The sequence below is a fragment of the Mesorhizobium sp. 43Arga genome (genome assembly GCF_053714255.1).
This window is the reverse complement of record NZ_JBSKBO010000004.1, coordinates 487,050-513,533: the sequence shown is the minus strand read 5'-3', so window position 1 is coordinate 513,533 and position 26,484 is coordinate 487,050. Positions and strand designations below refer to the sequence as shown.

The 26,484-nt window shown below is 60.3% G+C and carries 25 protein-coding genes and 5 pseudogenes; 11 read left to right on the top strand and 19 right to left on the bottom strand.

The genetic code is table 11. The features are described from left to right. Positions 1–122: 122 nt before the first annotated feature. Positions 123–965, bottom strand: a complete 843-nt coding sequence (locus ACWGS8_RS18090; RefSeq protein WP_454582185.1) for a 2OG-Fe(II)-dependent halogenase WelO5 family protein — start codon at positions 963–965, stop codon at positions 123–125. Then, positions 955–2,214: a diaminobutyrate--2-oxoglutarate transaminase gene (ectB, locus tag ACWGS8_RS18085; RefSeq protein WP_454582184.1), complete on the bottom strand. Its 1,260-nt coding sequence runs from the start codon at positions 2,212–2,214 to the stop codon at positions 955–957. The genes ACWGS8_RS18090 and ectB overlap by 11 nt, the downstream gene beginning before the upstream one ends. Positions 2,215–3,090: 876 nt before the next feature. On the opposite strand from ectB, the pseudogene ACWGS8_RS18080 reads away from it, so the two are divergent. After that, a pseudogene (locus ACWGS8_RS18080) lies at positions 3,091–3,616 on the top strand (adenosine kinase); the annotation flags it as partial. 422 nt (positions 3,617–4,038) lie between these two features. Then, positions 4,039–4,218 carry a hypothetical protein gene (locus tag ACWGS8_RS18075; RefSeq protein ID WP_454582183.1) on the top strand — a complete coding sequence of 60 codons (180 nt, stop codon included), beginning with the start codon at positions 4,039–4,041 and terminating at the stop codon, positions 4,216–4,218. Between the two features lie 473 nt (positions 4,219–4,691). Here ACWGS8_RS18075 and ACWGS8_RS18070 read toward each other — a convergent pair whose 3' ends face one another. Both ACWGS8_RS18070 and ACWGS8_RS18065 read right to left on the bottom strand, forming a co-directional pair. After that, on the bottom strand, positions 4,692–4,889 hold the full coding sequence (locus ACWGS8_RS18070; protein ID WP_454582217.1) for a transposase: 198 nt from the start codon (positions 4,887–4,889) through the stop codon (positions 4,692–4,694). Between the two features lie 134 nt (positions 4,890–5,023). Then, the gene (locus tag ACWGS8_RS18065; protein ID WP_454582182.1) at positions 5,024–5,488 is read right to left on the bottom strand and encodes an IS5 family transposase; all 465 of its coding nucleotides are present in this window, start codon (positions 5,486–5,488) and stop codon (positions 5,024–5,026) included. Positions 5,489–5,820: 332 nt separating this feature from the next. Between ACWGS8_RS18065 and ACWGS8_RS18060 the strand changes: the two are divergent. The 3 genes and pseudogenes from ACWGS8_RS18060 to ACWGS8_RS18050 form a co-directional block, all read left to right on the top strand. Continuing rightward, positions 5,821–6,036, top strand: a pseudogene (locus ACWGS8_RS18060) (winged helix-turn-helix domain-containing protein); the annotation flags it as partial. Between the two features lie 150 nt (positions 6,037–6,186). Beyond that, positions 6,187–6,687, top strand: coding sequence for an IS110 family transposase (locus tag ACWGS8_RS18055; protein ID WP_454582181.1), 501 nt, complete (start codon positions 6,187–6,189; stop codon positions 6,685–6,687). Positions 6,688–6,850: 163 nt separating this feature from the next. Then, positions 6,851–6,964 (top strand): transposase, encoded by a 114-nt coding sequence (locus ACWGS8_RS18050; RefSeq protein WP_454582180.1) that lies wholly within the window; start codon positions 6,851–6,853, stop codon positions 6,962–6,964. Here the strand turns inward: ACWGS8_RS18050 and ACWGS8_RS18045 are convergent. Then, a protein-coding gene (locus ACWGS8_RS18045; protein WP_454582179.1) for an IS5 family transposase occupies positions 6,961–7,727 on the bottom strand; the annotation gives its coding sequence in 2 pieces (ribosomal slippage) (positions 6,961–7,415 and positions 7,415–7,727; 768 coding nt in all). The two genes, ACWGS8_RS18050 and ACWGS8_RS18045, sit on opposite strands and share 4 nt — an antisense overlap. Positions 7,728–8,137: 410 nt before the next feature. Here ACWGS8_RS18045 and ACWGS8_RS18040 point away from each other — a divergent pair. The 4 genes from ACWGS8_RS18040 (at position 8,138) to ACWGS8_RS18025 (ending at position 10,907) form a co-directional block, all read left to right on the top strand. Next, positions 8,138–8,476: a hypothetical protein gene (locus tag ACWGS8_RS18040; protein ID WP_454582178.1), complete on the top strand. Its 339-nt coding sequence runs from the start codon at positions 8,138–8,140 to the stop codon at positions 8,474–8,476. Between the two features lie 623 nt (positions 8,477–9,099). Beyond that, positions 9,100–9,849 (top strand): helix-turn-helix transcriptional regulator, encoded by a 750-nt coding sequence (locus ACWGS8_RS18035; protein ID WP_454582177.1) that lies wholly within the window; start codon positions 9,100–9,102, stop codon positions 9,847–9,849. A gap of 78 nt (positions 9,850–9,927) precedes the next feature. Further along, entirely contained in the window at positions 9,928–10,530 is a 603-nt protein-coding gene (locus tag ACWGS8_RS18030; RefSeq protein WP_454582176.1) for an acyl-homoserine-lactone synthase, read from the top strand. Between the two features lie 35 nt (positions 10,531–10,565). Continuing rightward, a complete protein-coding gene (locus tag ACWGS8_RS18025; RefSeq protein ID WP_454582175.1) occupies positions 10,566–10,907 on the top strand; it encodes a LysR family transcriptional regulator in 342 nt (113 codons plus the stop codon). 267 nt (positions 10,908–11,174) lie between these two features. On the opposite strand, the gene ACWGS8_RS18020 is transcribed toward ACWGS8_RS18025, so the two are convergent. The 14 genes and pseudogenes from ACWGS8_RS18020 to ACWGS8_RS17955 form a co-directional block, all read right to left on the bottom strand. Beyond that, entirely contained in the window at positions 11,175–11,405 is a 231-nt protein-coding gene (locus ACWGS8_RS18020; RefSeq protein ID WP_454582174.1) for a DUF2274 domain-containing protein, read from the bottom strand. 44 nt (positions 11,406–11,449) lie between these two features. Next, positions 11,450–11,554 (bottom strand): annotated as a pseudogene (locus ACWGS8_RS18015) (DUF2274 domain-containing protein); the annotation flags it as partial. After that, complete coding sequence (locus tag ACWGS8_RS18010) at positions 11,551–12,765, bottom strand: TrbI/VirB10 family protein (RefSeq protein ID WP_454582173.1); 1,215 nt, start codon at positions 12,763–12,765, stop codon at positions 11,551–11,553. The gene ACWGS8_RS18010 and the pseudogene ACWGS8_RS18015, both read right to left, overlap by 4 nt. Beyond that, positions 12,762–13,760, bottom strand: a complete 999-nt coding sequence (gene trbG / locus ACWGS8_RS18005; RefSeq protein ID WP_454582216.1) for a P-type conjugative transfer protein TrbG — start codon at positions 13,758–13,760, stop codon at positions 12,762–12,764. Before trbG ends, ACWGS8_RS18010 begins: the two co-directional genes overlap by 4 nt. 62 nt (positions 13,761–13,822) lie before the next feature. Then, positions 13,823–14,509, bottom strand: a complete 687-nt coding sequence (trbF, locus tag ACWGS8_RS18000) for a conjugal transfer protein TrbF (RefSeq protein WP_454582172.1) — start codon at positions 14,507–14,509, stop codon at positions 13,823–13,825. Continuing rightward, positions 14,506–15,903: a P-type conjugative transfer protein TrbL gene (trbL, locus tag ACWGS8_RS17995; protein WP_454582171.1), complete on the bottom strand. Its 1,398-nt coding sequence runs from the start codon at positions 15,901–15,903 to the stop codon at positions 14,506–14,508. The genes trbF and trbL overlap by 4 nt, the downstream gene beginning before the upstream one ends. Beyond that, entirely contained in the window at positions 15,900–16,208 is a 309-nt protein-coding gene (trbK-alt, locus tag ACWGS8_RS17990) for a putative entry exclusion protein TrbK-alt (protein ID WP_454582170.1), read from the bottom strand. The genes trbL and trbK-alt overlap by 4 nt, the downstream gene beginning before the upstream one ends. 11 nt (positions 16,209–16,219) lie before the next feature. Next, positions 16,220–16,969 (bottom strand): P-type conjugative transfer protein TrbJ, encoded by a 750-nt coding sequence (gene trbJ, locus ACWGS8_RS17985; protein WP_454582169.1) that lies wholly within the window; start codon positions 16,967–16,969, stop codon positions 16,220–16,222. Next, positions 16,966–19,515 carry a conjugal transfer protein TrbE gene (gene trbE, locus ACWGS8_RS17980; protein ID WP_454582168.1) on the bottom strand — a complete coding sequence of 850 codons (2,550 nt, stop codon included), beginning with the start codon at positions 19,513–19,515 and terminating at the stop codon, positions 16,966–16,968. The genes trbJ and trbE overlap by 4 nt, the downstream gene beginning before the upstream one ends. 12 nt (positions 19,516–19,527) lie before the next feature. Beyond that, complete coding sequence (locus ACWGS8_RS17975) at positions 19,528–19,791, bottom strand: VirB3 family type IV secretion system protein (protein ID WP_454582167.1); 264 nt, start codon at positions 19,789–19,791, stop codon at positions 19,528–19,530. Continuing rightward, positions 19,791–20,141, bottom strand: coding sequence for a TrbC/VirB2 family protein (locus ACWGS8_RS17970; RefSeq protein WP_454582166.1), 351 nt, complete (start codon positions 20,139–20,141; stop codon positions 19,791–19,793). The genes ACWGS8_RS17975 and ACWGS8_RS17970 overlap by 1 nt, the downstream gene beginning before the upstream one ends. Further along, positions 20,104–21,102, bottom strand: a complete 999-nt coding sequence (trbB, locus tag ACWGS8_RS17965; protein WP_454582165.1) for a P-type conjugative transfer ATPase TrbB — start codon at positions 21,100–21,102, stop codon at positions 20,104–20,106. The genes ACWGS8_RS17970 and trbB overlap by 38 nt, the downstream gene beginning before the upstream one ends. 210 nt (positions 21,103–21,312) lie before the next feature. Continuing rightward, positions 21,313–21,714, bottom strand: coding sequence for a CopG family transcriptional regulator (locus tag ACWGS8_RS17960; RefSeq protein WP_454582215.1), 402 nt, complete (start codon positions 21,712–21,714; stop codon positions 21,313–21,315). A 47-nt stretch (positions 21,715–21,761) separates the two neighbouring features. Next, positions 21,762–23,750, bottom strand: a complete 1,989-nt coding sequence (locus tag ACWGS8_RS17955) for a conjugal transfer protein TraG (protein WP_454582164.1) — start codon at positions 23,748–23,750, stop codon at positions 21,762–21,764. Positions 23,751–24,063: 313 nt separating this feature from the next. On the opposite strand from ACWGS8_RS17955, the pseudogene ACWGS8_RS17950 reads away from it, so the two are divergent. Beyond that, positions 24,064–24,419, top strand: a pseudogene (locus tag ACWGS8_RS17950) (integrase core domain-containing protein); the annotation flags it as partial. 72 nt (positions 24,420–24,491) lie between these two features. Continuing rightward, positions 24,492–25,595, top strand: a pseudogene (locus tag ACWGS8_RS17945) (IS3 family transposase). Positions 25,596–26,484 lie beyond the last annotated feature (889 nt).

Sequence of the window (26,484 nt, the reverse complement as noted above, 5' to 3'; positions counted from 1 at the left end):
AGCAGCGGCCAGTTCGGCGGCAAGTTCTTGGCCGATTCGTGGATCGGTGGGCCTCGACTGAGGGGCCCTTTGCGACCGATGTGATAGCCCGAAGATATCGGTCAGTGGTTGCGACATTCACGTCAGGTCCACCAGAGAACGAGATCCGGCCGCGCAAATCCTAAAAAGCTGTTCAGCACCAGACGACGCTTTCCGTTGCCTGCTTGACCGGTAACCCCGTGAACGAAACCGCCATCGATCAGGGCGATATCCCCGGCCTTGAGCTGGAACTCGCGATAAGGCACGGGCTCGAGATAAGCTGCCGAATAGGGATATCCTGTGGTCTCGACACCTTGCGACTTTCGATCCGCAACTGTCGGCTTGTGACTCCAGAGCCGCAGATTGCCACCTTCGTCGGACATGCTGGGGTAGAAGTTGAGCGCTGCGACAGTGTTGTGCGCCACCGCAGAAAGCTCGTAATCGTTCCCAGCACGTAACACTTGAGCGACATCGTCGTGAGGGTCCAAGGAAAACGTGCCGCTGCCAGACCAGCTGAGACCGCGACAAACATTGGCCTTGCCATGTTCTGAACGGGCCAGCCGCAATTCAACGCCCTGTTTGTGAAGCTCGCGCTTCAACGCGTCGAATAGGGCTCGGACCGGGTCAACTAAATTGCCAAAAAGGGCGTCAACGTGCGGCCTCGCATCTTCCGCCTCCGTGAAATAGGTGGCTGCATCCTTCCTGTAGTGGGATGCGCCGACATATTGTCCGGGGACGTCATCTTTGCGCTCCTTGAGACCGGAGCTGCCAACAAAGTTCGTGGTGATTTCCTGGGCTACTTCGCTGCTGAAAGCTTGGCTGATGTGCAGCGCCGTGGTCTCACCCTTCAGAACCGAGATGATCTCCGCAGTGCTGATCGACCCGGTTCGTTCTTTGATCGTAAGAGGCGAGATGGCCGGCGTTTGAGGTACTTGGTTAGTCGCCATTGGTTTTCTCCTGTAGTGCCTGATCGAGGATGGCAATGCCCTCATCGAGTTCGTGATCTGAGATGGTTATCGGCGGAAGGACTTTGATGACGTCGCGATTTGGCCCCGAGGATTCGATCAGCAGGCCGTTTTCGAACGCGACATCGTGCAAACGGCCAACATCGGCCAGTGAACGGCACTTGAGGCCGGCCATCAGACCACGGCCGCGCTTTTGTTCGATGCACTTGGGGAACTGCGCAACGAGGCGATCAAGGTGTTCTTGAAGTTTGACGGCCGTCCGCTCGACGGCTGTGGTAAAGAGCCTATCGGACCACATTTTGCACATGGCCGCGGAAGTCACGAAGGCGAGATTATTGCCTCTGAAGGTCCCGCTATGTTCTCCCGGATTCCATATGTCCATGTCGGGGCGAATCAGAACTATGGACAGCGGATTACCTGAACCGCTTAGGGATTTGGAAAGGGTCACAATGTCGGGTTCGATTTTCGCGAACTCGAACGAGAAGAAATCGCCCGTTCGTCCCGAACCTGCCTGAATGTCATCCACGATGAAAACAACGTCGTGCTTACGGCAAATGCGCTGAATTTCTGAGAGCCAAGGTGCGGATGCGGTGTTCATGCCGCCTTCTGCCTGGATGGGCTCCAGGATGATTGCGGCCGGCTTTTCTATCCCGCTGCCTGGGTCGCCCAACACGTGATCGATGTAACTCGCGGAATCGAAAGTTTGATTCGGATAGTTCTCGTAAGGGACACGGATCACATCGTGGCGAGCAACGCCGCCAAGCTGTCTGGTTGAGGCGGAACCCGACACCGCTAAGGAGCCGAGTGACATGCCATGGTACGAATTTGTGAAGGCCATGACACTCGAGCGGCCGGTATATTTTCGCGCCAGCGCCAACGCCGCTTCGTTAGCGTTTGTCCCCGTCGGCCCAGGAAACTGTATCTTGTAAGAAAGGCCCCGGGGCTTCAGGATCGACTCGACAAACACTTCGATGAAATCCCGCTTTGCGGCTGTATACATATCAAGCGACAAAACTATATTTTTATCGACGAGGTATTTAATCGCCGGCGCTACAATATCTGGATTATTATGGCCGTAGTTTAGTGCACCTGACCCAACAATGAAATCAATAAAAGATTTGCCTGCCTCGTCCCATATTGTCGCCCCCAGAGACTTAGTAAAGACTGTTGGAAACGATCGTCCATAGCGACGAACGTTAGACTCGTAAGCTTCGAAAATGTCAATGTCCATCAAAGAGCCTCTCTGTATGCGGTTTGCGGTCAAAGCTGCGGGTTCTATATCTACGCATCCCAAACCATTGAGTCGGACAGCCACGGCAAATCTCGGCTTAGAGCGAACGTATCATTGTCAGCGACTTGCATTCGCAAAGACTCTGTAAATTTGTTTGACGAATCTGTTTCAGCGCTTTGGTATCGATAGCGTGACAGTCAGTACCCGCCTTTGCGGCAACGCTATCGGCGGCGTTGTTGGTGGGGGCAACCGGCACAATCGCACCGGTTTTTCCAGCATGACTGCAACCACGATGCTTTGGTATTTCTCTACGTCGGCCGTGACGGGATCCTTGCCGACGAGTGGCTGCGACAGATAGCGATTTCGCCGGCGATGTCACGGCGAGACCGGACCGTGGCTTCTAATCGTGGCCGTGGCCGCCGTGGCGGTGATTGCGCTGTTCACTGGGCGGCGCGTTGGCCCACCCCTTGGCTTCACAGCATTTACAATGCCTCAATCGGTCCTCGCGAGGTGACGGCCGCACTGCGGGCCACCGCCCGAGCAAGCGAGTGGTATTCGGCACCCACGAGCTGACGCAGACGGCGCCTGCTTCGAGAAGGCGCGATCGAAGCGGTTATCGACAACCCCGGTGTTCGCCATCTCACCGTGTGGTGACGACGGCGCGGTTTTTGGAGCCGCAGCACGACTGAGAGTTCCCGCCCGGTGCACATTCATATGATCGAAAACGCTGACTCAGGCGACGACACCGGCGATTTGTCCGGTGCCGCTTTATGCGCCAGGTTTCACTCTGTCCGACATCCGACAATTGTTGAATGTCAAACATGGCGCAAATCCGATACTCCGTTGTTTTAATTAACTTTTTCTTCTCTGGCACGCGAAGGTTATCTGTGGGACGCGCCGCGCGCCAAGGAAGCCATCCGGCAGACGGCGAAACTTGCGACGCGGCCCGCCGCGAAGTGTCGATGACCTTGTCGGATCCATTCTGCGTCGACCGCTACCGCGACGAGTTCCTCGATCTGATGCGTTCAGGCACGGTCGACATTGTTTTTGCCAACAGCCACGAAATCAAGTCGCTTTACCAAACTTCGTCGTTCGACGAGGCGCTGGCGCAGATCCGCAAGGATTGCAAGATCGCGGCGGTGACCCGTTCCGCACAGGGCTCGGTCATCGTACGCGGCGACGAGACCGTGGTCATAAAGGCAACCGCCAACAAGGAACTGGTCGACACGACATGAGCCGGCGACCTCTACGCCGCCGGCTTCCTTTTCGGCTACACCACCGGACGCAGCCTTAAGGATTGCGGCGATCTGGGATCACTAGCCGCAGGCTGGTGATCCAGCAGATCGGCCCCAGGCCAAGGCAGAACCTGCGCAAAGAGGCCGAGCAGGCGGGGTTGTTGTAGGAAATCATCTGGAAAACTCAGCCGCTCTCGGCTGCATCGTCGGCGCGAGGGATCGAAGCACGCTAGGCAAGCGACAGCAATGTTGCGTTTTGTCGAGTCCGCGACACTAGGGTGTCCAGCCTCATCTTCTGCTGCATTCCCGTTAAACGCTGAAATAGAAGTAGTCGCAACAAAATCTTTTCGGCGGTCCGTTCGCGTTGGCACGAATTTTGAGTTTCTGGTCTCGAGAGGGAACTGCCGGAGGCATTGATGACGCGGAGCGACATTGCGATCCGGGGAATGAAATTAGCTAGTCAGGTCGGCATCAAACGGGGGCGTGTACAAAAGGCGTCGAGTTTACCGGCGGATGCTGCGCCAGCTGATAGATGCGATTGAAGAGAACGCCTAGTGAAGGGAGCCCGGATTGTACCAGCCGGATCTGCTTGCCTGACCTGATTCATCCGCTGTCTCCACCGCTGGAGGCTGAGCAAAAACCCGGTGTGTTTGGGTCTTCGTTCCCCGGCAACATCAAATTCAAATCGGCCGCAGGTCATGAGGTGTCCGGTGGCAGCGGCAGAAGCAACATGGTTGCGAAGCAGTTCGCTCAATCCGCCGAATACTGATTGATGTAGGACTAGCAGATGAAGCCAGTAGTCCTGATTTGTTCGCAGGATGCCGAGTCCTGGAGGTGGACGGCTTCGCGACCGAGCTGGCTAGCACTGACAACGGATCCGGCAGGCGGCTGAGCATGAGCCGTAGGCTGTTCTCCTGGACTGTCAACCTGGGAGCGCTACCGGCCTTGGGATTTGCGCCCGGCTGAAGGGCGCCCTGCAAACTGACGCTCTGCCCGGCATCGCCCTTATCGCGTCCCGGCGCCGAGCACCAGCAACTCGAATCTGCTCGAGGCCGGCATTGACGAAACTTTCCTGCGACCCTTCGCGCCGGCTAAATTGCTTTCCTATCTAGAGGGGAGCGAAGTCGGGTTCGGTGTGTTAATGGAGCTTTTTAAAAGGCCCGCGGAACGGTTTTCGGAGGCCTTGCGATGCATTTGCCGGTTCCGGCGGACCGGTTCGGCGGATTGTAGGCGCACCTGTGCTCATGCCCACCTCCCGCGAGGCGGATGGAGGGCCTCGAGCATGGTCCTCAGGTTATAGGCACAGGCCGCCAGCATGCGCTGCGTGCGGTTGGCGGCGAGGTTGAAGAAGCGCATACGCCGCATGCCGTAGCGCTCCTTGAACACCGCGAACGGCCGCTCCACCGCCGCCTGCACCCTGGCGATCAGCCGGTTGCGCAGCTTGTGGCGGCAGTTCGGGGTGATGCCTGTTGGCCCGCCGCATCAGCCGATCCTTGATGTTGGCTTCGGCGAGCCGGTCATGTCAGGCATGGGTGTAGTAGGCCTGATCGCCATAGGCCGCTCGTCGCCGCAGCTCAACTTGTCGGCCGGCTCGGTGTCGGTGACCGAAAGTCGCTCACCTCGACACGTCGGATCACGGTGTGCGCCTGATCGACGCCGATGTGCATCTTGTAGCCGAAGGTACTCCTCTTGCCCTTCTTGCCCCAGCGCGCATCCGGATCGGCCGATGGCTTGATCGGACCCAAATGGCCCTTCCTCGGCTGCTTGGTCGGCCGGCCGCGCGCCTGCAGGAACGTGGCGTCGACCAAGGTGCCGCGCTTGACGATCAGCCCCTTGCCTTCCAACTGACGGTTGATCTCCTCAAACACCTTGTCGATCAGATGCTCGCGCGTCAGCTCATCGCGAAAACGCCACAGCGTTGAATGATCGGGCGTGCGGTCCGAAAGGCTGGAGCCGGCAAAGCAGCGGAACGACAGCCGGTCACGGATCTGCGCCTCAAGCGCCGGATCACTTAGCCCGTGCCATACGCCCAGCAGCAAGCACCGCAGCGCTGACCCAGCAATACCCGGATCGGCCCCCAGTCCAATTCCTTCGCTATCAGGTCGAAGATCGTCTCATCCGACGCAGCCAGACCGTCCGCTAGGCTCAGCTGACCAAGCACTCGATCCACCATCGCGAATCCTCCTCATTGGATATTCGCATGGAATCATCGATCCGATTCTGTGCAAAGCCCTCATCTAGGCGCGAGGCTTCGGACGAAACCGCTGAATTCTAACGGCGACGATGACGCAGGGTTGCTGATTTGTGGCGAGCTCAAGATGCAGCTCGGCCGGCGTCGGGTACGTTGCAATAGCCAGCACTCCATCTAGGCCCACTCGAATACAACATGCTTCGTCACTTGATGGAAAATCCTGGCAAGGTCTGCAACCGGCACGAACTTGTTAGCGCGGCCTGGCCCGCCAACATCCATGTCGGCGCACGTACCGTTGACGTTCATATCAGCCGACTGAGAAAGGCACTCTCGCCTCACAACGTTATCCGAACCATACGCTCGGCCGGATATGTGCTCCAAGAGCAGGAAATCTGATTCGATAGTCGTGTGCCAGTGCGCGATGAAGCTCGGCGAGCAGAAGCTGCTAGCGAGCGCGCCCTCAATTGACCGGATGACGATCACTTGCGCCGAGATCGGAGCTTTCTGAATGTGCTCACTGAACGAGCAAACGGAAAGGAAGCGCTCATGTCGGCAGGAAAGAAGTTCATCGGGCTTGACGTTCATCAGGATACCATGGTGACTGCGGTTGCGGATGATGGCGCGGATAGGGAGGTCCGCTATTTCGGCACGATCGCCAACCGGCCAGAAGCGTTGCATGCAGCATTGAAGAAGATCGGGCAGGACGGCGCGGGGCTTCGGGTCTGCTATGAATCGGGACCATGCGGTTTCATAATCTATCGGCTCCTCGGTAAGATTGGCGTGGACTGCATGGTGATATCACCATCCTCGATGCCGCGACGCCCCGGAGATCGAGTGAAGACCGATCGACGAGACGCACAGACACTGGCCCGCTTGCTGCGTGCCGGAGAACTGGTCGCAGTGTGGGTGCCGGACGAAGCGCATGAAGCGGTTCGCGATGTCGTTCGTGCTCGCCGGCAGGCGAAGGATGAACTCGCCTCGGCAAAGTCCGTCCTGAAGAGCTTTCTTTTGGGGCATGGCCGGCGGTTTACTGGCAAGGCAATCTGAGGCAAGGCTCATTGGGGCTGGCTGTCAGAGGAGAAGTTTGCCTTTCCGCACCAGCAATTCGTTTTCGAGGAATACAAGCGGCGAATTCATGATCTGATGGACCGTTGCAAGCGGCTGGACGACGTTTTGAAGGAAGCCGTTTCAGGCTGGGTGCTGGGGGCCTTTGGTCCATGCCCTTCAGGCTTTGCGCGGCGTGAAGTTGACGGCGGCCGTCACCCTCGTCGAGGAAATCGGCGATCTCCACCGCTTCAACAGTCCCAAGCAGCTGATGGCCTAGGCTGTAGACTCATTAGCGCGGAGCCAGAGGCGCATTGAGGCAAGTTGGACCATGGCGAGGAAGTTCTCAGCGAGTTTGTCGTAGCGGGTGGCGATGCGCCGGAAGTGCTTGAGCTTGCTGAAGAAGCGCTCAACCAGATTGCGCTCGCGATATAGCCGCTTGCTGAAGCATGGTTTCCATTTCCGATTGCGTTTGGCCGGGATGTTGGGCACTGCGCCCTGGGCCTCGATCAGGTTGCGGATGCCATCTGCATCATAGGCTTTGTCGGCCAGAACGATGGTTCGCGGATCGAGGCGGTCGAGCAGGCGATATGCGGCCGGTCCGTCGTGCGCTTGTCCAGCGGTCAAGCCGAGCCGGATCGGAAGCCCTTGCGCATCGACGACGGCGTGGATCTTGGTCGTGAGCCCGCCGCGTGATCGACCGAGACAAAGATCTCGATCCCCCTTTTTGCCGTCGCAGCCTGTTGGTGCGCTCGGATAGAAGTGCTGTCGATCATCTGGATGTCGCCTTCATAGGCGGCGGTGATGGCGTCCATCATCCTGTCCCACACCTCAGCTTTGCGCCATCGCACGAAGCGATTGTAGCAGGTGGTGCGTGGGCCATAACGCTCGGGCAGATCGCGCCACGGCGCACCGGATCGCAGCACCCAGAAGATGCCGTTCAGCACGCGCCGATCGTCTACGCGTGGAACACCTCTCGGCTTATTGGGTAAAAGCGGTTCGATCACGCGCCATTCGAAGTCGGTCAGGTCATATCGGCTCATGCCGAGCCTGAATCAGAAAGCAGCGCGATATGGAAGCGGCATATCTTACAGTCTGACCTCTTCGACCGGATCTCCGCGCTCGAACTCCCACGTCTCTGCCATATTCAAGACATCCTCGAAGGGCTCATTGGGATGCGAAGTGGTGCATAGAAAGCGTGCCTCGTTGCTTCCGTCACCAACCACAATCCCATCGATTATATCTTCAACTCTCGCGCAACCCGGTCCAATCACGGCCACGAGCGAGACCCCGTCATTCAGACATTGCTCTACGAAGCCGTCGAGCAAGGCCTCATCCGAGACGGGAACGTGCAGAATAATTTTGCGAGCAAACGACATCGCCAAACGATAACCGGTCGGATGACGGCTTTCTACCCGTCTCGGCTATCCATGTTTTATGGGTTCACGACCTAGTGCCGGCGGAATATTCCAGCGGCAAGAGGATTAAACGGGGAGAGATCACCCGCAGCGGTAATGCTGCGGCCCGGACAATGAGTATCGAATCGGCATGGCATTATCGTTTCCCGACCCGCGAAGGGCGTAGCTTGATAGACCGGAATGCCGAGATCCCTGAACATATCCGGGCCATCGCGTGGAAAGCGCAGGTTCGCCTATGTGCCAAATTCCGAAGGCTTGCCGCTTCCGGAAAGCAGACGGTCAAGGTCGTGACCGCCGTCGCCCGTGAGCTTGCCGGATTCATCTGGGACATTGAACGGCAGACGCCGCCGGTCCTCGTTGAAGCACGGCGCTAGCGCGCGGAGGCGAAGCTGGTCGGGGTTGCATAGCCGGAGCGCGCGGCCTTCAGGCACAACGAGAGGGGATGGAAGACACTGGACTTGGCTGGCGCGCTGCGCGGTCTGATTGACGTAGGATAATCCTCGATACGGCGCTGGGGCAGACTTGATCGATGCCCGCTCAATTGAAGGAGGAAGGTCCGCGACGGAAAAGGGTCGTGCGGTAGCGAATTCGCGAATAGGTGCTTGATCAAACGTCGTCAGGCAACGGCCGCGCAGCACGAAACGGCGAATTGTCGCAGGTTCCAAACTGCAGCTAGGAGGGGTTGACTCCGATGAAGCTGGAAGCAACATTTCCGATATATTCAACCTGAACATAATCGGGACCAACCTTGCGATTTCCTGGTATTCGGTGATGCGGGCGCCACTGGGAGCAGGCAAGTCCGCCGGCAGGGCCCCCTTCGCGGAGGCAGGAGCCATTGTCGACCTAAAAGTTGCAGCAACACCGCTCATCCGGTCGAACGACAGCGAGGACAGTTTCGGCCAGCACCGGGTCGGCCAGGATGCGAGAGGTTCGATGTCTTCAACGCCTTCAATCGCACCCGGGCCGCAAACGACCACGATCATGGAAGCAATGCGTTATGGAAGCACCTGCGCTTTGGCGTCGGCACCTCAATGACACGTTCGAGTTCCTCAATCAGATCCACAAAAGCTCGAGCCAGCAGGAAATCTGTCGCCATCTGATTTCCTATGCCGAGCGGTTTGGCGCCAGAAACGTGCTGGCAGGACCGATCCCGCCGCCGCGAGCGCTGAGACGCGAGCAGATCTCCCATGTGCTGCTTGACGCCTGGCCACAGCAATGGTCGGAGCGCTATTTTTCCAACGGCTACCTTTATCACGACCCCACCATTCAGCTTGTGAATCGTGGGGCCACGCCTTTCCGGTGGAGCGAGATCGATCAAGTTTCCCGGGTTTGTTCCTTCGGCCGACGGATCATGGCGGAGGCATCAGAGTTTAAGCTGCACGACGGCTTCACTGTTCCGTTCGCGACATTGAGCGGACAGCCAGTGGGATTTTCCATTGCAGGGGAGAAGCTCGAGCCGGATCCTCACGATCGTCTCGCCTTTCAGTTCGTCGCCGCGTGCGCCTTCGGTTGCGCGGCCGTTCTTGCCGATGGAAAACGAGCCTCCAAACCGGTGCATCTGTCACCTCGACAACAGGACGTCCTGCGCTGGGTTGCCGAAGGCCTCACCGTCGACAAGATCGCTGATCGCCTGAACATCAGCCGCAACACGGCAGATACGCATCTGCGATTGGTGCGCGAGAGGCTCGGTGTGACAAACAACGTGCATGCTGTCACAAAGGCTTTCCGCCTGGGCCTGATCAGCTAGCCTCACGCAATCGCGTGATGCCGCATCGGTGCGCGATGAACCATTGGGTTGACCTCCACAAATTGGAGGACAACCGAGATGCTTCTTGTCGTCACGTCGCACAATGCAGACGGATATCAGGTGGAGCTGGACCAAGCGTTCCAGCTTCGCCACAAGGTGTTTGTCGAGGAGAAGGGCTGGACCGACCTGCGGCGCGAGGACGGTCGCGAGGTAGACCGCTTTGACGACAGGCGTGCCGTCCACATGCTCTTCACCGAGCAGAACCGTGTGATCGGCTACCAACGCCTGCTGCCGTCGACGCGCCCTCATCTTCTGTCGGATGTCTTGCCGGAGCTGTGCGAAGGCACGCGTCCCATGGGAGAAAACATCTGGGAATGGTCGCGCTACTGCGTCGAGCCGCAATATCGTGAGCGGGGACGGATGCTGAGCCCCGTTGCCAATGCGCTGTTGTCGGGCATCGTCGAGTGGGGCCTGGGCAGCGGGGTCGACACAATCATCATCGAAATGAACCCGCTCTGGCTGCTGCGCCTGGTTCAGTTGCATTTCAAGGTGACGCCGCTTGGGCTGCCGAAATTGATCGGCGGTGAAGAGACGGTCGCAGTGACAGCCAATTTCGATGAGCGCACCCTGCAAAGGCTGCGAGAGACCCGCAGCCCAGCCAGCACCAAATCTGCATCGTAAGCCCAAGACAAGGGTCGGCCCACGGAAATGGTGCCATGCGCCGCTCCATCCAACTTATCACGCTTCATTTTGCGACTGTTGTCGCTGAGGAAGGCAGCTTCCTCGGCGCCTCCCGGCGCCTAAGAGTTCATCATTCCGCGCTCAGCCGGCGCGTAAAAGATCTCGAATTGAGACTGGGCGTGACTTTGTTCCACCGCTATCCGGGCGGGGTCAGGGTGACGGCCGCCGGCGACTGTTTCCTGACCAAAATACGACGCATTCTGAAAGATCTGGACGACACGGCTGGTCAGAAGCACGCGCGCGATCTCCACGACCTATCTGCCTCGTGCAGGAACAGCCTGCTTGCCTGCTCATGGCTGGTTTCCTGGCGCGGTTGATCAGGCGCGCGCGCGCGGGCTGCCGGTAAGGCCGAAGGGATCATCCGCCTGGCGCGCCCGACATTCGAGCCGAGACCAGAGCGGAGATCCAAGCTTCAGGGGCGCGCTGACCTCCACAGACTTGAGGTCTGCACCAAACGCTTCACGCGCTTCATCTGAGGCAAAGCAGCGAGCAGTGCTGGGCAACTGCGGTGGCCTCAAGGTGTCTGCTCGCAACATTGCCATAGGTGCTCGCCCGTACCCGCCTCGAGATGGCCGATCCCCATGTTACCGGACTTGTCCCCGCGCCGCTTGTGCCTTGCGACTGCGATAACCGCGATCGGATCGCATAAAGGCCTCAAGCATATGGGGGATCAGAGCCGCCGCTTCGACCGGCTCATACAAGCGGCTGTATTCCGCCGCGTAGCGCTCTAGCTCATCCTTGAGCGGCTCGGGAAGCGCGATCGTCACGCGGACCGTCCCGAATTTCGGCAATGGACCAAGTTTCAGGTTGGCCATGCGCCGCCTCCGAGGGAAAATGCGACAGAGACATGTTGACTGTTCAGATGCTCGACGTAGGCGACCAGATCGCGATGAACGGTGGCGGGTAGTTCGACAGTGATCTTGACCGGTCGATCGTCACGTGCAGAGAGTATCAGCTTCGTCATGACGCATCCTTCGCTGCCCCGTACGGTGCCAGCACGAGGTCGCGATTGACGATGACGCGAACCGGAAAACCCGGCCGGATCGTCAGCGTCGGCTGGACATTGAGTTGGTTGCGCACGATCTGCTGGCCGACATTGCTGAGCGAACCCTGCGCGCCTTCGCGAATGGCTTTGGCAATATCGCTTTCGTTGCTGCTGGAACCAAGCGACGTCCCGATGCCGAGCAGGGTCGAGAGCGCTGCGGCCCTGAACAATTGTCCCCAGTGATGGTCTACCTCGTCCTCGAGCCCGGAAAACCCTCTGACATCCGCACCCTGCTCGCGCTCGAGTACAATCGAGCTTCCGTCAGGCATGATGAGCCGGTTCCAAACCAGAAGCACGCGGGACTGCCCGAACGCGACCTGGTTGTGGTATTGCCCAATTAGTCTCGAACCTTGGGGGATCAGAAGGTACGATCCTGTCGGACTGTCATAGACACTTTCCGTGACCTGAGCGGTAATCTGACCAGGGAGGTCGGAACGGATCCCAGTGATGAGGGCAGCCGGAATAACCGTTCCTGCCTGGACGACATACGGCGAGGCTTTCTGGGCGAGACGGTCGGGACTGACCGTGCGACGATCTGGCTCCGCGTTGACGAAGGCGGCTTTGCGATCTTGCATATTTTGAGCGGCGCCTGGATCGGACGCCGGCGATCCCATCGGTGAAACCAAGCCTGACATGGTGTCGGCAATGGCATTTCCGGCACCCGCACCCTGTCGCGCGGGATTTGCCCGCGCGTTGGTGTCGGTAAACAGTTTCGCGACACGCGCGGCCTCGATCTCAGCCTGGCGACGTTGCTCTTCGGGATCGGCGCGCGGTGGGCGGATGTCTGGTACCGTCACCGGCTGTCCGCGCTCTTGCGCGCGCAGGATCGGGCGCCCGAGATCGCCCGGCAGCGCGGGACCGAGTTTCGGCACCCCCGAATAGTCCTTTGGCAGGTCCAGCAATCCATCGGCGGTGGCACGGTTTTCCGTAGAGAACAGTTCGGAGGGCTGCTCATTCCAGCGTCGTCTGGCATCGAGCGCCCAGATCAGCGTGCCAAGGATCGCAAGACTGGCGACGCCGCCAAGACCAATCAGCACCTTCCGCGACAGCCGCGTTACTCTAGCTGGCTCTGGCCGCAGCCTCAGTTCAGCCCTGATATCCGGTTTCGATGAATAGGCGGTGTCGCTCATCGGAACAGCCCCGCGCTGCGCTGTGGCCTTTTTCCGTCGATGCGCACGATCCGGACACGCATCTCGCTCGTCGTGTCACCCAGCCTCAGTTCAGCCGCGGCGAACAGGCGATCAACGACATAGTAGTTTTGCCGGGCGCGATAGTTGACCAGTTCGGAACCGCCCGAAGGACCGATGACGAACAGCGGCGGCATTTCACCCTGGCCGATGCCGGACGGGAATTCGATATAGACCTTTGCCCCGTCGTCGAAGGCGCGCAGCGGCTTCCAGGGTGCGGTATCGCCCTCGATGCGATAGCGGAAGTTGAGCTTCTGGATATCGACGCCGGAAGCGACCGGCTGCGCAGAGGCAGCCTGCGCGTTCTGGCGCCTCAACGCGATCAGCTGGTCTTGCGGGTACTGCCACGAAACCGACGCCATGTAGGTCTTTTCCGTGGAGCGGAGCTCGAGGTGATAGGTGCGGCGGTCGCTGTTGATCACAAGGTTCGTCTGGAGATCAGGGCGGGTTGGCTTCACCAGGATATGAACCTGGAGCTGCTCCCCTGCTCCGCTCTGCGTGTCACCGATGATCCAGCGCACGGTGTCGCCGGCCGCTACCGGACCGGAGCCGACAAGCTGCTCGCCTGGCTGCAAAGCGACGTCGGTGACCTGGCCGGGTGCGGCATAGATCTGGTAGAGCGCGCCCTCGCTCCAGGGATAGAGCTGGATTGCGTTGATGAAACCGTTGCGGACGGGCTGCATCCGCGCGGCCTCGTTCGCCTGGCTGATGCGCTGCTTGGGGTCAGCAGCCTCCGCGTTTTTCCCGCCACTGTCGACCGGCTTCAACTGGCCGGGTAGTGGAAGGGGCCTTGGCAGTTCGACCACCTTCACGGCGCCGGGCGGATCGACCTTGCGAACGGCAGGCGCGGCATCGTCATAGTCGATCTCAGGCGGAATGAACTTCTTCGAGGCGCAGCCGGCGAGCGCTGTCGCCGATAACAGCCCCGCGGCAAGCATGCACGTCATCGACATGCTGAGCGCGTTCTGTGTCGCCGGTTTCGGTGTTGGTGGCGCACGCATCATGGGAGCTCCTTCGACCAGTTTATGGCGTTGACGAAGACACCGAGCGGATTGGCTTTCAGCCGGTCGGCCTCGCGTGGTTGTTGAATGATGACGGTGAGGATGGCGGTCCAACGCTCGGTGCTGGCCAGGTTGCCGTTCTCGTAGCGGCGCTCGGTCCAGGCGACACGAAACGAATCCGGCGAGGCACGGATGACGCTCGAGATGTCGATCGCGACCTGGATCTTGCCGACCTTGGCAAAGGGGTCGTTCGATCGGGCGTAGTCGTTGAGCGAGGTGGCGCCGCGGTCGGTCGTGTAGTCGTAGGCGCGCAACCAGTTCTGGCGCACGATGACAGGATCGTCCGGAATGCTTCGCACCTGCTCGATGAAGCGGGCGAGATGCCATGCGATCTGCGGATCGGTCGGCCTATAGTCTGCAACAGCCGAGGCGACCACCTGCGCCTCGCCGAACTTGTCGACCTGGACCACCCAGGGAACGACGGAGCCGCGCGTCGACTGCCAGACCAAGGCCCCGGCGAGCCCGCCGGCAAGCGCGAGCGAACCGAATGCCATCAATCTCCAGTTTTTCGCCTGGACCCGGGCAGAGCCAATGCGCTCATCCCAAGCCTGGGCGGCACGCTGGTACGGCGTCTCTGGTTGAGGCGTCGTGCCATAACGAACGGAAGGTCGTTTGAAGGGATTCATCGGTGATCATCCTGATGGAGAGAAACACTCGTCGAGCCGCCGCCATGATCGCCGGAGCGGACGGAATGCGCGGCCGTGCTGGCGCCATGACTGATGGCCTGGCCGCGCTTCATGCGAGCGGCCCATTCCGGCGGCGAGCCAGCTGTGGAATTGCGCTGGGATTCGGGGGGCGGTCCGGCAAAGGAGGAACCGTTTGCGGCTTCGCCGGTACTGCCAACCACCGATTGCCCGCCGGTCGCAATCCAACCGGCAGAGCGGCCGGATTGATTGCTGCCGCTGAGCGCTGACGCAGCACGCGACATGGCTTGTTTGGCGGGCTGAACAGCAGCCCCAACCCCGGCTCGCGCGACACCACCGAGGCCGGCGGCGACTGCGCCGGCGCCGCTTTGTCCTGAGGCAGCAGTGGCGAGCCCATAGGCGGTCGACGTACTTCCTGCCAGATGAGCGCCGCCTCGCGCCGCAGCGGCCGACATGCGGCCTCCGGTGCCGATGGCACTTGCAGCAGCACTCAGTCCGGCACGGGTGCCCATGTAACCCGCCGCGCCAAGGCCGGCGGCAGCGAGGCTGGTGCCGACAGCTGCACCTGCACCGAGTTGCGGAGCGCCGGAGACAAGGCCCGTCGCAATGCCCGGGCCGAAGATCGACAGCCCCATCAGCGAAAGCGCGCCGAGCACGAGCGACAGTGCATCCGTGATCGTGGGTTGTTGGGCGAAACCTTGGGTGAACTCACCAAATAAGCCAGAACCAATCCCGACGATGACGGCAAGCACGAGAATCTTCACGCCCGAGGCGATCATGTTGCCGAGCACCTTTTCGGCGAGGAAGGCTGTCCTGTTGAACAGCGCAAACGGGATCAGCACAAACCCGGCAAGTGTCGTCAGCTTGAACTCGATCAGCGTGACGAAGATCTGCACGGCCAGAATGAAGAAGGCGATGAGGACGATCGCCCAGGCCACCATAAGGACGACGATCTGGACAAAATTCTCGAAGAAGGAGACGTAGCCCATCAACTGGCTGGCGGCTTCGAGGATGGGATTGCCGGCGTCGATGCCAACCTGTGCGACGCGGCCAGGTTGCAGCAGCGCAGAACCAGAGAGTGTCGACCCTCCCGCTTTCAGGCCGAGCCCGGAAAAACTCTCAAAGACGATGCCGGCGAGGCGATTGAAGTTGCCGATGATGAAGGCGAAGAAGCCGATATAGAGGGTCTTCTTGACCAGCCGGTGCAACACGTCCTCGTCCGCGCCCCAGGCCCAGAATATCCCCGCAAGCGTGATGTCGATGACGATCAGGGTTGAGGTCAGAAAGGCGACCTCGCCGCCGAGCAGGCCGAAGCCGGAATCGATGTAGCGGGTGAAGGTTTCGAGAAAGCGGTCGATGACGCCGGTATCGTTCATGGCGACACCGGGCGATTTGTCATCGGACTAAACCGCTCTGGCATCGGCATGGGCGGCATATCGGTGCCGAAGAAGCGCCGGCGGTTCTCCGACCACGCCCTGCGACATGCGGGATCGGCTGCCGCCGCCACACCCATGGCCCGACATCGCGCAAGCTCGACCGTGGCTGGCTCGCCGCCCGGATGCGCGGAGCGCGGGGAGGACACGTCCAGCGAGCCGTTGCCGCGCAACGCCATGAAGGTGGCGGCCATGGCGGCGCAAAGGCATAGAACGACCATCATCCGGGCGGCGATCTTGAGATTCATTTTGAAAATGCTCAGTTGTGGAACATGCGAACCGAGGACGGGCTGTAGCTGCTACCCGCCATGAAGCGGCTGAACTGTTCTCGCGCTTGTTGCTGCGCAGCAGCCTGCCTGGCGCTCTCCAGTGCAGCGGCTCGTCCTTGCGCGGCCATCATCGCGGTGAGGTCGGCGACCTGCCTTGCCTGGACAGCGAGAAGCTGGTTGCCTGCCTGGGTCGCCTGCAGGATGCCGACCGCCGACTGGCTGGCGTCGACCGCCGTGCTCGTCTGTTCCCGCGTCCCTTCAATGTTGTCGACGGCGACAGCCCCAGCTTTCAACGAATGCTCGAATGACGAAACCGAAGTCTGCCAGCGTTCACGGGCACCATCGACGAGCTGCTGGCTGGAGAGATTCGAGCCGAAATTCTCATAGGTCGACTTGAACTGGCTTTCGATGTCCTGGACGCTGTAGGCGAGCCGGTCTGCCTCGCCGAGCAGCGCCTTCATCTCAGAGAAATTGCCTTCGATCTGGCCAAGCAGCGAGGTCGGCAGCGAGGTGAGGTTCTTCGCCTGGTTGACTAGCATCTGCGCCTCATTCTGAAGCGAGGTGATCTGGTTCTGGATCTGCTCCAGCGCGCGGGCAGCCGAGAGTACGTTCTCCGCATAATTTCTGGGATCGAAGACGATCAGTGCCGACGCCGGGCCGCACGACAATGCGACGCCGACAGCGACAACACTGGCTGCGGCCAAATGCCGGACACGCAGACAGTTGCGGACGGAATTCATGACGACACCTCCTTTGCGGATTGCTCGATGACGTTGGTGAGATGAGGAACGAGGTCAGCGGCCCAGGAGAGACCGCGATCGGAAAGCCAGGCCTCGAGGAAATGGTCGCGGCCGCGCTCGGCGATGATCCGGTCAATGGCCGCTTGATCGGTCTTCGAGGATGCGGCGCAGAGGGCGAGTGCGATCGGACCGAGGTCCAATTCGAATAGCCGGTTGCCGCGCCGCGACTGGCAATAATAGTCACGCTTCGGCGTCGCCCGGGCGACGATCTCGATCTGGCGATCGTTCAATCCAAAGCGCCGATATATGTCCGTGATCTGCGGCTCGATGGCGCGCTCATTCGGCAGAAAAAGCCGCGTCGGGCAGCTCTCTACGATGGCGGGCGCTATTCGGCTGCCGTCGATGTCGGAGAGCGACTGCGTGGCGAAGATGACGGAAGCATTCTTCTTGCGAAGGGTTTTCAGCCATTCGCGCAGCTGTTCGGCGAAGCCGCCATCGTCAAGCGCCAGCCAGCCCTCGTCGATGATCAGCAGCGTTGGACGCCCATTCATTCTCTGCTCGATGCGATGGAAGAGGTAGGCGAGCACGGCCGGAGCAGCACCGGTGCCGATCAGACCCTCGGTCTCGAAGGCCTGAACGGAGGCTTCGCCGAGACGTTCGTGTTCGGCGTCGAGCAACCGGCCGTAGGGACCGCCGATACAATAGGGGCGCAGCGCCTGCTTCAGCGCCGCGGATTGCAATAGCACCAACAACCCGGTGAGGGTTCGTTCCTGAACCGGCGCCGAGGCCAGCGAGGTGAGCGCCGACCACAGATATTCCCTGACCTCCGGTGTAACGGGCACGCCTTCGCGCTGGAGAATGTCGACGAGCCAGTCGGCCGCCCAAGCCCGTTCGGGCGTGTGCTGAATGCCGCCCAGAGGCTGCAGCGACACGTCGTCGGTGTCGTCGGAGAGATCCCCCAATGTGAGCAGCGCAAGCGGGTCGGCCAGGCCGTGCCCGCTCGACGGATTGCCGCCGAGATTCTGCCAGTCGCCGCCCATTGCGAGCAGCGCCGCGCGGATCGATCCGCCGAAATCGAAGGCGAAGATCTGGTTGTCTGGATAACGCCGAAACTGCAGCGCCATCAGCGCCAGCAGAACCGACTTGCCGGCCCCCGTGGGGCCAACAACAAGCGTATGGCCGACATCGCCGACATGCAGGCTGAACCGGAACGGCGTCGACCCTTCCGTCCTGGCAAAGAACAGCGGCGGCGCCCGAAAGTGCTCGTCAGTTGCCGGCCCTGCCCAGACCGCCGACAGCGGGATCATGTGGGCGAGATTCAGCGTCGACAGCGGTGGCTGCCGGACATTGGCATAGACATGGCCGGGAATGCTGCCGAGCCAGGCCTCGATCGCGTTGACTCGCTCGACCATGGCGGTGAAATCGCGGGACTGGATGATTTTTTCCACCAGCCGCAGCTTCTCGTCGGCGATTGACGGATCGGCATCCCACACAGTCACGGTCGCGGTGACGTATGCTTCGCCGAACTGGTCTGAACCGAGTTCCTGCAGCGCCGCATCGGCATCGGCTGCCTTGTTGGCGGCGTCCGTGTCGACCAGGACCGACGCCTCGTTCGTCATCACTTCCTTGAGAATCGCGGCGACGGACTTCCTTTTGGCGAACCATTGCCGGCGGATCTTGGTCAGCAGGCGGGTTGCATCGGTCTTGTCGAGCATGATTGCGCGCGTCGACCAGCGGTAGGGGAAGGCAAGTCGGTTGAGCTCATCGAGGATCCCCGGAAAGGTCGTGGTCGGAAAGCCGATGACAGTGAGCGTGCGGAGATGGAAATCACCGAGCCTCGGCTCTAGCCCGCCTGCCACCGGCTGATCAGCCAGCAGGACGTCGAGATGCATCGGCGTTTCGGGAACGCGGACGCGATGGCGCCTGGTCGAGACCGTGGAATGCAGATAGGTCAGCGTTTCGGTGTCATCGAGCCAGTCGACTTCGGGAACGAAACCTTCGATGAGCTTCAGGACGCGGTCAGTACGGTCGACAAAACCCTTTAATAGCTCCCAAGGGTCTACGCCGCTCTTTGCGCGGCCTTCGTAGAGCCAGCTTTCCATCCGGGATGCTTCCTCAGCCGGCGGCAGCCAGACGAAGGTCAGAAAGTAGCTGCTTTCGAAGAGCTCAGCATGGGACTCGCCATCGCCCAGCCCGGGTGATCCAGCGATGGAGTCACCCTCGAACTGTTCGCGTCGTTCAATGTCGACCAACGCTGACGCGCTGTCAGGGAAAAGCCCTGCCGGATAGTCCTGCGCTGCAATTCGGGCTGCTTCGACGAAGATGGCCCAGCCGGAGCCAAGGCGGCGGAGCGCATTGTTGAGGCGTGCCGTCGTGCCGACCAGTTCGGCAGGCGTTGCACTATCGAGATCGGGACCGCGAAAACGTGCGGTTCGCTGGAACGAGCCGTCCTTGTTGAGCACAACGCCCGACGCCACCAACGCAGCCCAGGGCAGATAGTCGGCGAGGTTTTTCGAGCGTTTGCGGTATTCGGTGAGGTTCATCATGGAAAGAGCCCTTCAGCAGCCGAAATGGGCGGGATAGCGAAGGTGCCGGCGCGCCACGTCGACGAATTGCGCATCGCGCTTCGCTGCCAGGACAGCTGCAAAATGTCCGATCGCCCAGATGACGATACCGGCGAGCCAAAGCCTGAGGCCTAGTCCGACCGCACCAGCCAACGTCCCGTTGGCAATGGCGACCGCGCGTGGCGCTCCGCCGAGCAGGATCGGTTCGGTGAGTGCACGGTGGACCGGCGTGAAGAAGCCGCGGACTTCGTCCTCCATCAGATCAGCGCTCCACCGCCGAACGAGAAGAACGACAGGAAGAACGAACTCGCCGCGAAGGCGATGGATAGTCCGAACACGATCTGGATTAGCCGCCGAAAGCCGCCCGAGGTGTCCCCGAAGGCGAGCGACAGACCGGTGACGATGATGATGATCACCGCCACGATCTTGGCGACCGGTCCCTCGATCGACTCGAGGATCTGCTGGAGCGGCTCCTCCCACGGCATGGAAGAACCTGCCGCATAAGCAGGGGCGATCATCATGGCTCCGACCGCAGTAGTCGTAGCGGCGCCCAGGAGGACCGAGCCAAGCTTACGGATAGACGATGAAGTGAAGGGGATCGGGTTCATTCTGACGCTCCATGGATGGCTCGGGATTTATGGTTGGCTCGGTCTCGAGTTTGGCCTCGAGCATACGGTAATCGCCGGTGACGGGATCGAGCCTGTCAACCACCGCGATCTCCACGAGGCGACGGGCTGAACCGCGGCCGGCTAACACGGCGACGAGATCAATCGTCTCGGCAATCAACCCGCGCGGAACGGTGACAACAGCTTCCTGCACGAGTTGTTCAAGCCGACGCAGCGCCCCAAGCCCGGAGCTGGCGTGTATGGTGCCAATGCCGCCGGGATGTCCGGTGCCCCAGGCTTTCAGGAGGTCGAGTGCTTCCCCGCCGCGGACTTCACCGATCGGGATGCGGTCGGGGCGAAGCCGCAGCGATGACTTCACCAGGTCGGAGAGCGAGGCGACGCCATCCTTCGTGCGAAGCGCTACCAGATTGGGCGCTGCACACTGCAGCTCGCGGGTATCTTCGATTAGTACAATACGGTCGGAGGTTTTTGCGACCTCCGCCAGAAGCGCGTTGACCAATGTCGTCTTGCCGGTCGACGTGCCACCAGCGACTAATACATTCTTACGCTTTTCGACGGCGAGCCGCAGCACATCGGCCTGGGCTTCCGTAACGATTCCGGCGGCGATGTAATCCTTGAGCGTGAACACGGCGACTGCGGGCTTGCGGATGGCGAAGGTGGGCGCTGAAACGACCGGCGGCAGCAGACCCTCGAACCGCTCACCCGACTCCGGCAGTTCGGCCGATATACGCGGCGAGCCGGAATGCACTTCGGCGCCGACGTGATGAGCGACCAGGCGGACGATCCGCTCGCCATGGGCCGTGTTCAAATGTTCGCCAGTTTCGCAGAGCCCTTCCTTCAGCCGGTCGACCCACAGCCGACCGTCCGGATTGAGCATCACTTCGACAATCGAGGGATCATCGAGAAAGCCAGCTATTGCGGGGCCGAGGGCTGTGCGCAGCATGCGCGACCCACGCGAGACCGCTTCCCTGCCGACATTTTGATTGTCTGCCACGATGATCCCCAGTTTCTCGGGCGATTTGTTTCGCGCCGTTGACGGGGATGATTAGAAGAAGCAGGAATGTGAGCGTTGCAACAAGGAAAACGGCCGGCACCAACACGACGTGCAGAAACTTGCAAAATGCGGTGCAGATGAGCTGGCCGACCGCGTCCCCTATTCTGGGTGCGACTCAGCCGTGTCCGGCGGCGCTGCAGGCGCAATGTCCTCGGCAATTTCTTGGCTGAGCTTTGGCCCCTTGCTCAATCTGCGGCCGAGCGCATCGACGAACGCGTCATAGCGCTGCCTCCCTTTCGCGCGCGCTTCAGGCTGAGCGGCGTCAGGTAAGGCTGGAGTGGACGTGAGCCAGAAGCGCACGAACAAGGCCAGCGTCTCGATCGAAATACCGAGATCGCGTTCAACCCGCTGAACGCGCCGGTCGATCTGATCAAGCCGCCTTGTGATTGCCGCCTCTTTGCGCTCCTCGGCATCCGGAGACAGAAAAGAAGCGATAGCTGCCTCCGCGATCAACGACAGGGAGACATCCCTCTTGGCGGCGTAGTCACCAAGCGCATTCATGACCTCCGGTTCCAGATAGGCCGAGAGCCGCCGCTTCTTTGTGGAGGTCAAAGTTCGATTCCGTCTTTGGGATCGAGTGCGGCCTGTCGGGCGGTGCGCCGCATCGTCTGGTCGACCGAACGTCGCCGGGCTGCCTCATCATCGGATTCGTCGCGATCAAGGTCGAATTCATCACTGTGTGCCAGCCTGGGCTCCGGCGCGATATCCTCGTGCTCTGGCAGTTCGGGCTGGCGGCGGATGCCGCCGTTGCCGGGGTCACTGTCTTGCCCAGTCGATGCGCGTATTGTCTGCGCCGACGGCACCTTGGAAAGCGATATTCCGGTCCAGTCGTCTGGATGCGATACTGCGTCGTTGGGTGTGGGCTTGGGCGGAGGCAGGACGCGCTCGGCGAGCCGCGGATCTGCGAAATAGCGCGCCTTTTTCGCCCGGATCGGCGACAGTCCGGAGACCATCACAATGGCATCGGTCGGTGGCAACTGCATGATCTCGCCGGGCGTCATCAGCGCGCGGGCCGTCTCCTGTCGCGAGACCATGAGATGCCCAAGCCAAGGCGACAAACGATGCCCGGCATAGTTCTTCATCGCCCGCATTTCGGTTGCCGTTCCTAGCGAGTCAGAGACTCGCTTGGCGGTCCGCTCATCGTTGGTAGCGAAACTCACACGAACATGGCAGTTGTCGAGGATGGAATTGTTCGGCCCATACGCCTTTTCGATCTGATTGAGTGACTGGGCAATGAGGAACGACTTGATGCCATAACCGGCCATGAAGGCGAGCGCTGACTCGAAGAAATCAAGCCGGCCAAGTGCCGGGAATTCATCGAGCATCAGAAGCAAGCGATGCCGGCGATCCTTTGCATGGAGATCCTCCGTTAGCCTGCGGCCGATCTGATTCAGGATAAGCCGGACAAGCGGCTTGGTGCGGCTGATATCCGATGGCGGCACGACCACATAGAGTGTCGTGGGACGCGCTTTCTCAACCAGATCAGCAATGCGCCAATCGCAACGGGACGTCACTTGGGCCACAACCGGATCGCGGTAAAGGCCAAGGAAACTCATTGCGGTCGACAGCACACCAGAGCGCTCATTCTCCGATTTGTTGAGCAGTTCACGTGCTGCCGATGCCACAACGGGGTGCGGACCGGCATCGCCAAGGTGCTTGGTTAGCATCATGGTTCGCAACGTCGTCTCGGTTGGCCGCTGCGGATCGGAGAGGAACCTGGCAACACCGGCCAGCGTCTTTTCATTCTCGGCGTAGAGGACATGCAGGATCGCGCCGACCAGCAGCGCGTGGCTGGTCTTTTCCCAATGATTGCGGCGCTCAAGCGACCCCTCTGGGTCGACCAGCACGTCAGCGACGTTTTGGACGTCTCGGACTTCCCAAGCGCCACGCCTGACTTCCACCAGCGGGTTGTATGCGGCTGACGCAGGGTTGGTTGGGTCGAACAGCAGGACACGGCCGAAACGTGCTCGCCAGCCAGCCGTGAGTTCCCAATTTTCTCCCTTAATGTCGTGAACGATTGCGCTTCCCGGCCAAGTCAGCAGGGATGGCACGACCAGCCCGATGCCCTTGCCGCTTCGGGTCGGTGCGAAGCACAGGACATGCTCCGGGCCATCGTGGCGAAGGTAGTCCAAATCAAGCTTGCCGAGAACCACGCCATCGGGGCCGAGCAGGCCTGCGGCTTCGATCTCCTTTCGCACAGCCCAGCGCGCTGAGCCGTACGTTGCCACGTATTTGGCCTCCCGCGCTCGCCATAGTGACATGCCGATAGCAACAACAATTGCGATGAAACTGCCGCTCGCCGCGATCAGCGCGCCTTCAACAAAGACCGTTGGCGCATAGGCGTCGTAGAAAAGCCACCACCAGAAAAATGCCGGTGGCGGATAGATCGGTTGGCCGACAAGTTCGAACAAGGGCGAACCAAGTTGCTCTTGGTAACCCAGTTGCCAGGCTGTCCATTGCGTTGCTCCCCAGGTGGTCGTAAGCACGATGGTGAAAACAGCGACGATCTGACCCCACAATATTCTGGTTGCCTGCATCATAATTCCCGATTCGAGATTTCGGGAGCCAATAAGCAGAGTACGAACTCAGGCAGTGCAACAAGAAAGGCTTCATCGCGGCCGCTCATTGTGACCAGACCTAAAAATACTTGCGATCTGCGCTGAGCATTTGTTCCTCAAAGAAGAATTTGAGGCACCCCGCGAAAACGGTTGGCGAACTTCGATTGCGCGGATGGACACGGCCTGGTCGATTACAACCGATCAGGGCCCTGATGACCCATGGCAATCGCAAGGTCCCGCCCGCAGGGAGATTCACCGCTCGCACTCGCTCATGCATTTCAGACTGGACGGATGCTTGGCCGCCATCCAGGATACCTCGATCTCCGGCCGTCGGGTTGCCCGTGAACTGACGGAACTGATCGCGCACCGCGGCAGGCCGGGCATGATCGTCTCCGACCACGGCACCGAGTTCACCTCGAACGCCGCATGCGCGACGAACTCTTGAACGAGAGCCTGTTCTTGGGCCACGCCCGCATCGCCATTGCCGAATGGCGGGACCGCGAGGCCTCATTCCCCGCTCGGTTCCCAGACCCCGGCAGCTTTGCCGAGGTCATCACCGCAACCGGCTCCGACGCTGTGCTGATCGAAGGCTCTGCGCCTCCGCCGGTTGCTCAACCCGCGCCAAACGGCGTAACAGAAATGATCTGATCCCCAGAAACTGGACCGTTCAGAATTAGAGTTTTCCGCTGTAATTTCCCGGCTGGGAGAGGAGCGGAAGCGATGAAGGCATCGAAGTTTTCTGACGCGCAGAAGGCGTTTATTCTAAAGCAGGGAGCGGATGGGATTCCTGTGGCGGAGATCTGCCGTCGAGCGGGGATCAGCCAGGCGACCTACTTCAACTGGAAAAAGAAATATGACGGGCTGCTGCCGACGGAGATGAAGCGGCTGAAGCAGCTGGAGGACGAGAACGGCAAGCTCAGGAAGCTGGTCGCCGACCTGTCGCTGGACAAGGAGATGCTGCAGGACGTGATCCGCCGAAAACTGTGAGGCCTGGTCGCAAACGCGAGCTGGTGGCGGATACCTGTTGTGACTGGAACGTGTCGATCCGGCGAGCGTGCCGGGTTCTGGAGTTCGACACCTCGACCTATCACTACAAGTCCCGCCGCCGCGATCAGGCCGGCATCGAAGCTCGGATCAAAGACATCTGTGCGACGCGGGTTCGTTACGGCTACCGGCGCGTGCACGTGATGCTCAGGCGCGAGGGCTGGGATATCAACATGAAGCGAACCTATCGCATTTACAAGGACTTAGGGCTTCAGCTGAGGAACAAGACACCGAAAAGGCGCGTCAAGGCGAAGCTGCGAGACGATCGCCAACCAGCCGCCGAACCCAACGACGTGTGGGCGATGGACTTCGTTCACGATCAGCTTGCGACGGGCAAGAAGATCCGCGTCCTGACGGTCGTCGATACGTTCTCACGCTACGTGCCGGTGCTCGACCCGCGCTTCAGTTACCGAGCCGAGGATGTGGTCAGGACGCTGGAACAGGTCTGCCCCCGGATCGGCTATCCGAAGACGATCCGGGTCGATCAAGGCTCGGAGTTCGTCTCCCGCGACCTTGATCTGTGGGCCTATACCAGGGGCGTCACGCTCGACTTCTCGCGACCGGGAAAGCCAACGGACAACGCTTACATTGAAGCCTTCAACGGCCGCTTCAGGGCGGAGTGTTTGAACGCCCACTGGTTCCTGACGCTTGCCGACGCGGCCGAAAAAGTTGGAGGATTGGCGCAGATACTACAACGAGGTGCGCCCACATGGCGCAATCGGGCACAAGGTTCCGATCTCGTTGATCAATCCCGATGGTGCCGCCAGCCCGCCATCGTGAAACAGCCGGAAAACTCCACCTTCCGGCGGTCCAAAGAATGGTATCGGATCAACAGCCGGAAAACTCCACCTTCCGGCGGTCCAAAGAATGGTATCGGATCAAAACGGCCAAGGCTCTAATCTCCACTGGATGAATGATCAGTGGCAGGTCCCAAGCAATCAAGCTGTCCTAGCTTAACTTCACGTCCGAACAGCCTGCAGCAGGCTGAACCCCCCAGACGCTTCAGGCGGTTTGGGTCTACGGTGCAGGCTTCATCTGCTACGCGCTTCACCCTGCGGGCAGCAGACTGCGAAGCCTCCACTGCCGCGAACAGCTCGGGACGGCGGGTTAACCGCGGGACCTGTCCGCCATTTCTGGCACAAGAACCGTGCAATCGGCTCGTGTATGTCGTGTTGCCCATCTCGTGATCGCATCATTGCCCTCGTCCTCTTTTAGCCGGCCGTTCCTCCCGACCGCCGGTTCGATGATGATGACCCCCTGTCGAGAATAGTCCTTTTGTCGCCGCATGACGGTCTGAGCCGTCTCGTGGTCGTTCACTAGCCTCGCAACGAGATGTCAGAGGCATTGAAGCTCCGCGCTACACATCGGTGTTGTTGGTTTCGACCTGACCCTGACGATTTGACACGCTCAGCTCAATTGAGCGTTGTCCGAACCATCGGCCGCGGCAGCTAAGCGGCGCCATTTTACTGTGCGATGACCGTAATGAATATGACAGGGCAGACCACAATGAGCAGGTTGGGGCTGAAGACTTTTTAGCGAACTCGCAAAAAAGGAAACGACAGCTCTTCCAGTTTGCAATCGCAGCCGAAACTCGTTTTTTGATGAGAGGGTAGCCAGCCATTTGCCGCTTCCGTTAGTTATCCGCCCGGCAACGTTATGTGGCTGCCCT

What these genes read in the sequence shown, in the direction of transcription:
- ACWGS8_RS18090 (WP_454582185.1), bottom strand. Translation starts at nt 965, where the DNA reads ATGGCGACTAACCAAGTACCTCAAACGCCGGCCATCTCGCCTCTTACG.
- ectB (WP_454582184.1), bottom strand. Translation starts at nt 2,214, where the DNA reads ATGGACATTGACATTTTCGAAGCTTACGAGTCTAACGTTCGTCGCTAT.
- ACWGS8_RS18055 (WP_454582181.1), top strand. Translation starts at nt 6,187, where the DNA reads ATGTCGGCAGGAAAGAAGTTCATCGGGCTTGACGTTCATCAGGATACC.
- ACWGS8_RS18035 (WP_454582177.1), top strand. Translation starts at nt 9,100, where the DNA reads ATGGAAGCACCTGCGCTTTGGCGTCGGCACCTCAATGACACGTTCGAG.
- ACWGS8_RS18030 (WP_454582176.1), top strand. Translation starts at nt 9,928, where the DNA reads ATGCTTCTTGTCGTCACGTCGCACAATGCAGACGGATATCAGGTGGAG.
- ACWGS8_RS18025 (WP_454582175.1), top strand. Translation starts at nt 10,566, where the DNA reads ATGCGCCGCTCCATCCAACTTATCACGCTTCATTTTGCGACTGTTGTC.
- ACWGS8_RS18020 (WP_454582174.1), bottom strand. Translation starts at nt 11,405, where the DNA reads ATGGCCAACCTGAAACTTGGTCCATTGCCGAAATTCGGGACGGTCCGC.
- ACWGS8_RS18010 (WP_454582173.1), bottom strand. Translation starts at nt 12,765, where the DNA reads ATGAGCGACACCGCCTATTCATCGAAACCGGATATCAGGGCTGAACTG.
- trbG (WP_454582216.1), bottom strand. Translation starts at nt 13,760, where the DNA reads ATGCTTGCCGCGGGGCTGTTATCGGCGACAGCGCTCGCCGGCTGCGCC.
- trbF (WP_454582172.1), bottom strand. Translation starts at nt 14,509, where the DNA reads ATGAATCCCTTCAAACGACCTTCCGTTCGTTATGGCACGACGCCTCAA.
- trbL (WP_454582171.1), bottom strand. Translation starts at nt 15,903, where the DNA reads ATGAACGATACCGGCGTCATCGACCGCTTTCTCGAAACCTTCACCCGC.
- trbK-alt (WP_454582170.1), bottom strand. Translation starts at nt 16,208, where the DNA reads ATGAATCTCAAGATCGCCGCCCGGATGATGGTCGTTCTATGCCTTTGC.
- trbJ (WP_454582169.1), bottom strand. Translation starts at nt 16,969, where the DNA reads ATGAATTCCGTCCGCAACTGTCTGCGTGTCCGGCATTTGGCCGCAGCC.
- trbE (WP_454582168.1), bottom strand. Translation starts at nt 19,515, where the DNA reads ATGATGAACCTCACCGAATACCGCAAACGCTCGAAAAACCTCGCCGAC.
- ACWGS8_RS17975 (WP_454582167.1), bottom strand. Translation starts at nt 19,791, where the DNA reads ATGGAGGACGAAGTCCGCGGCTTCTTCACGCCGGTCCACCGTGCACTC.
- ACWGS8_RS17970 (WP_454582166.1), bottom strand. Translation starts at nt 20,141, where the DNA reads ATGAACCCGATCCCCTTCACTTCATCGTCTATCCGTAAGCTTGGCTCG.
- trbB (WP_454582165.1), bottom strand. Translation starts at nt 21,102, where the DNA reads ATGCTGCGCACAGCCCTCGGCCCCGCAATAGCTGGCTTTCTCGATGAT.
- ACWGS8_RS17960 (WP_454582215.1), bottom strand. Translation starts at nt 21,714, where the DNA reads ATGAATGCGCTTGGTGACTACGCCGCCAAGAGGGATGTCTCCCTGTCG.
- ACWGS8_RS17955 (WP_454582164.1), bottom strand. Translation starts at nt 23,750, where the DNA reads ATGCAGGCAACCAGAATATTGTGGGGTCAGATCGTCGCTGTTTTCACC.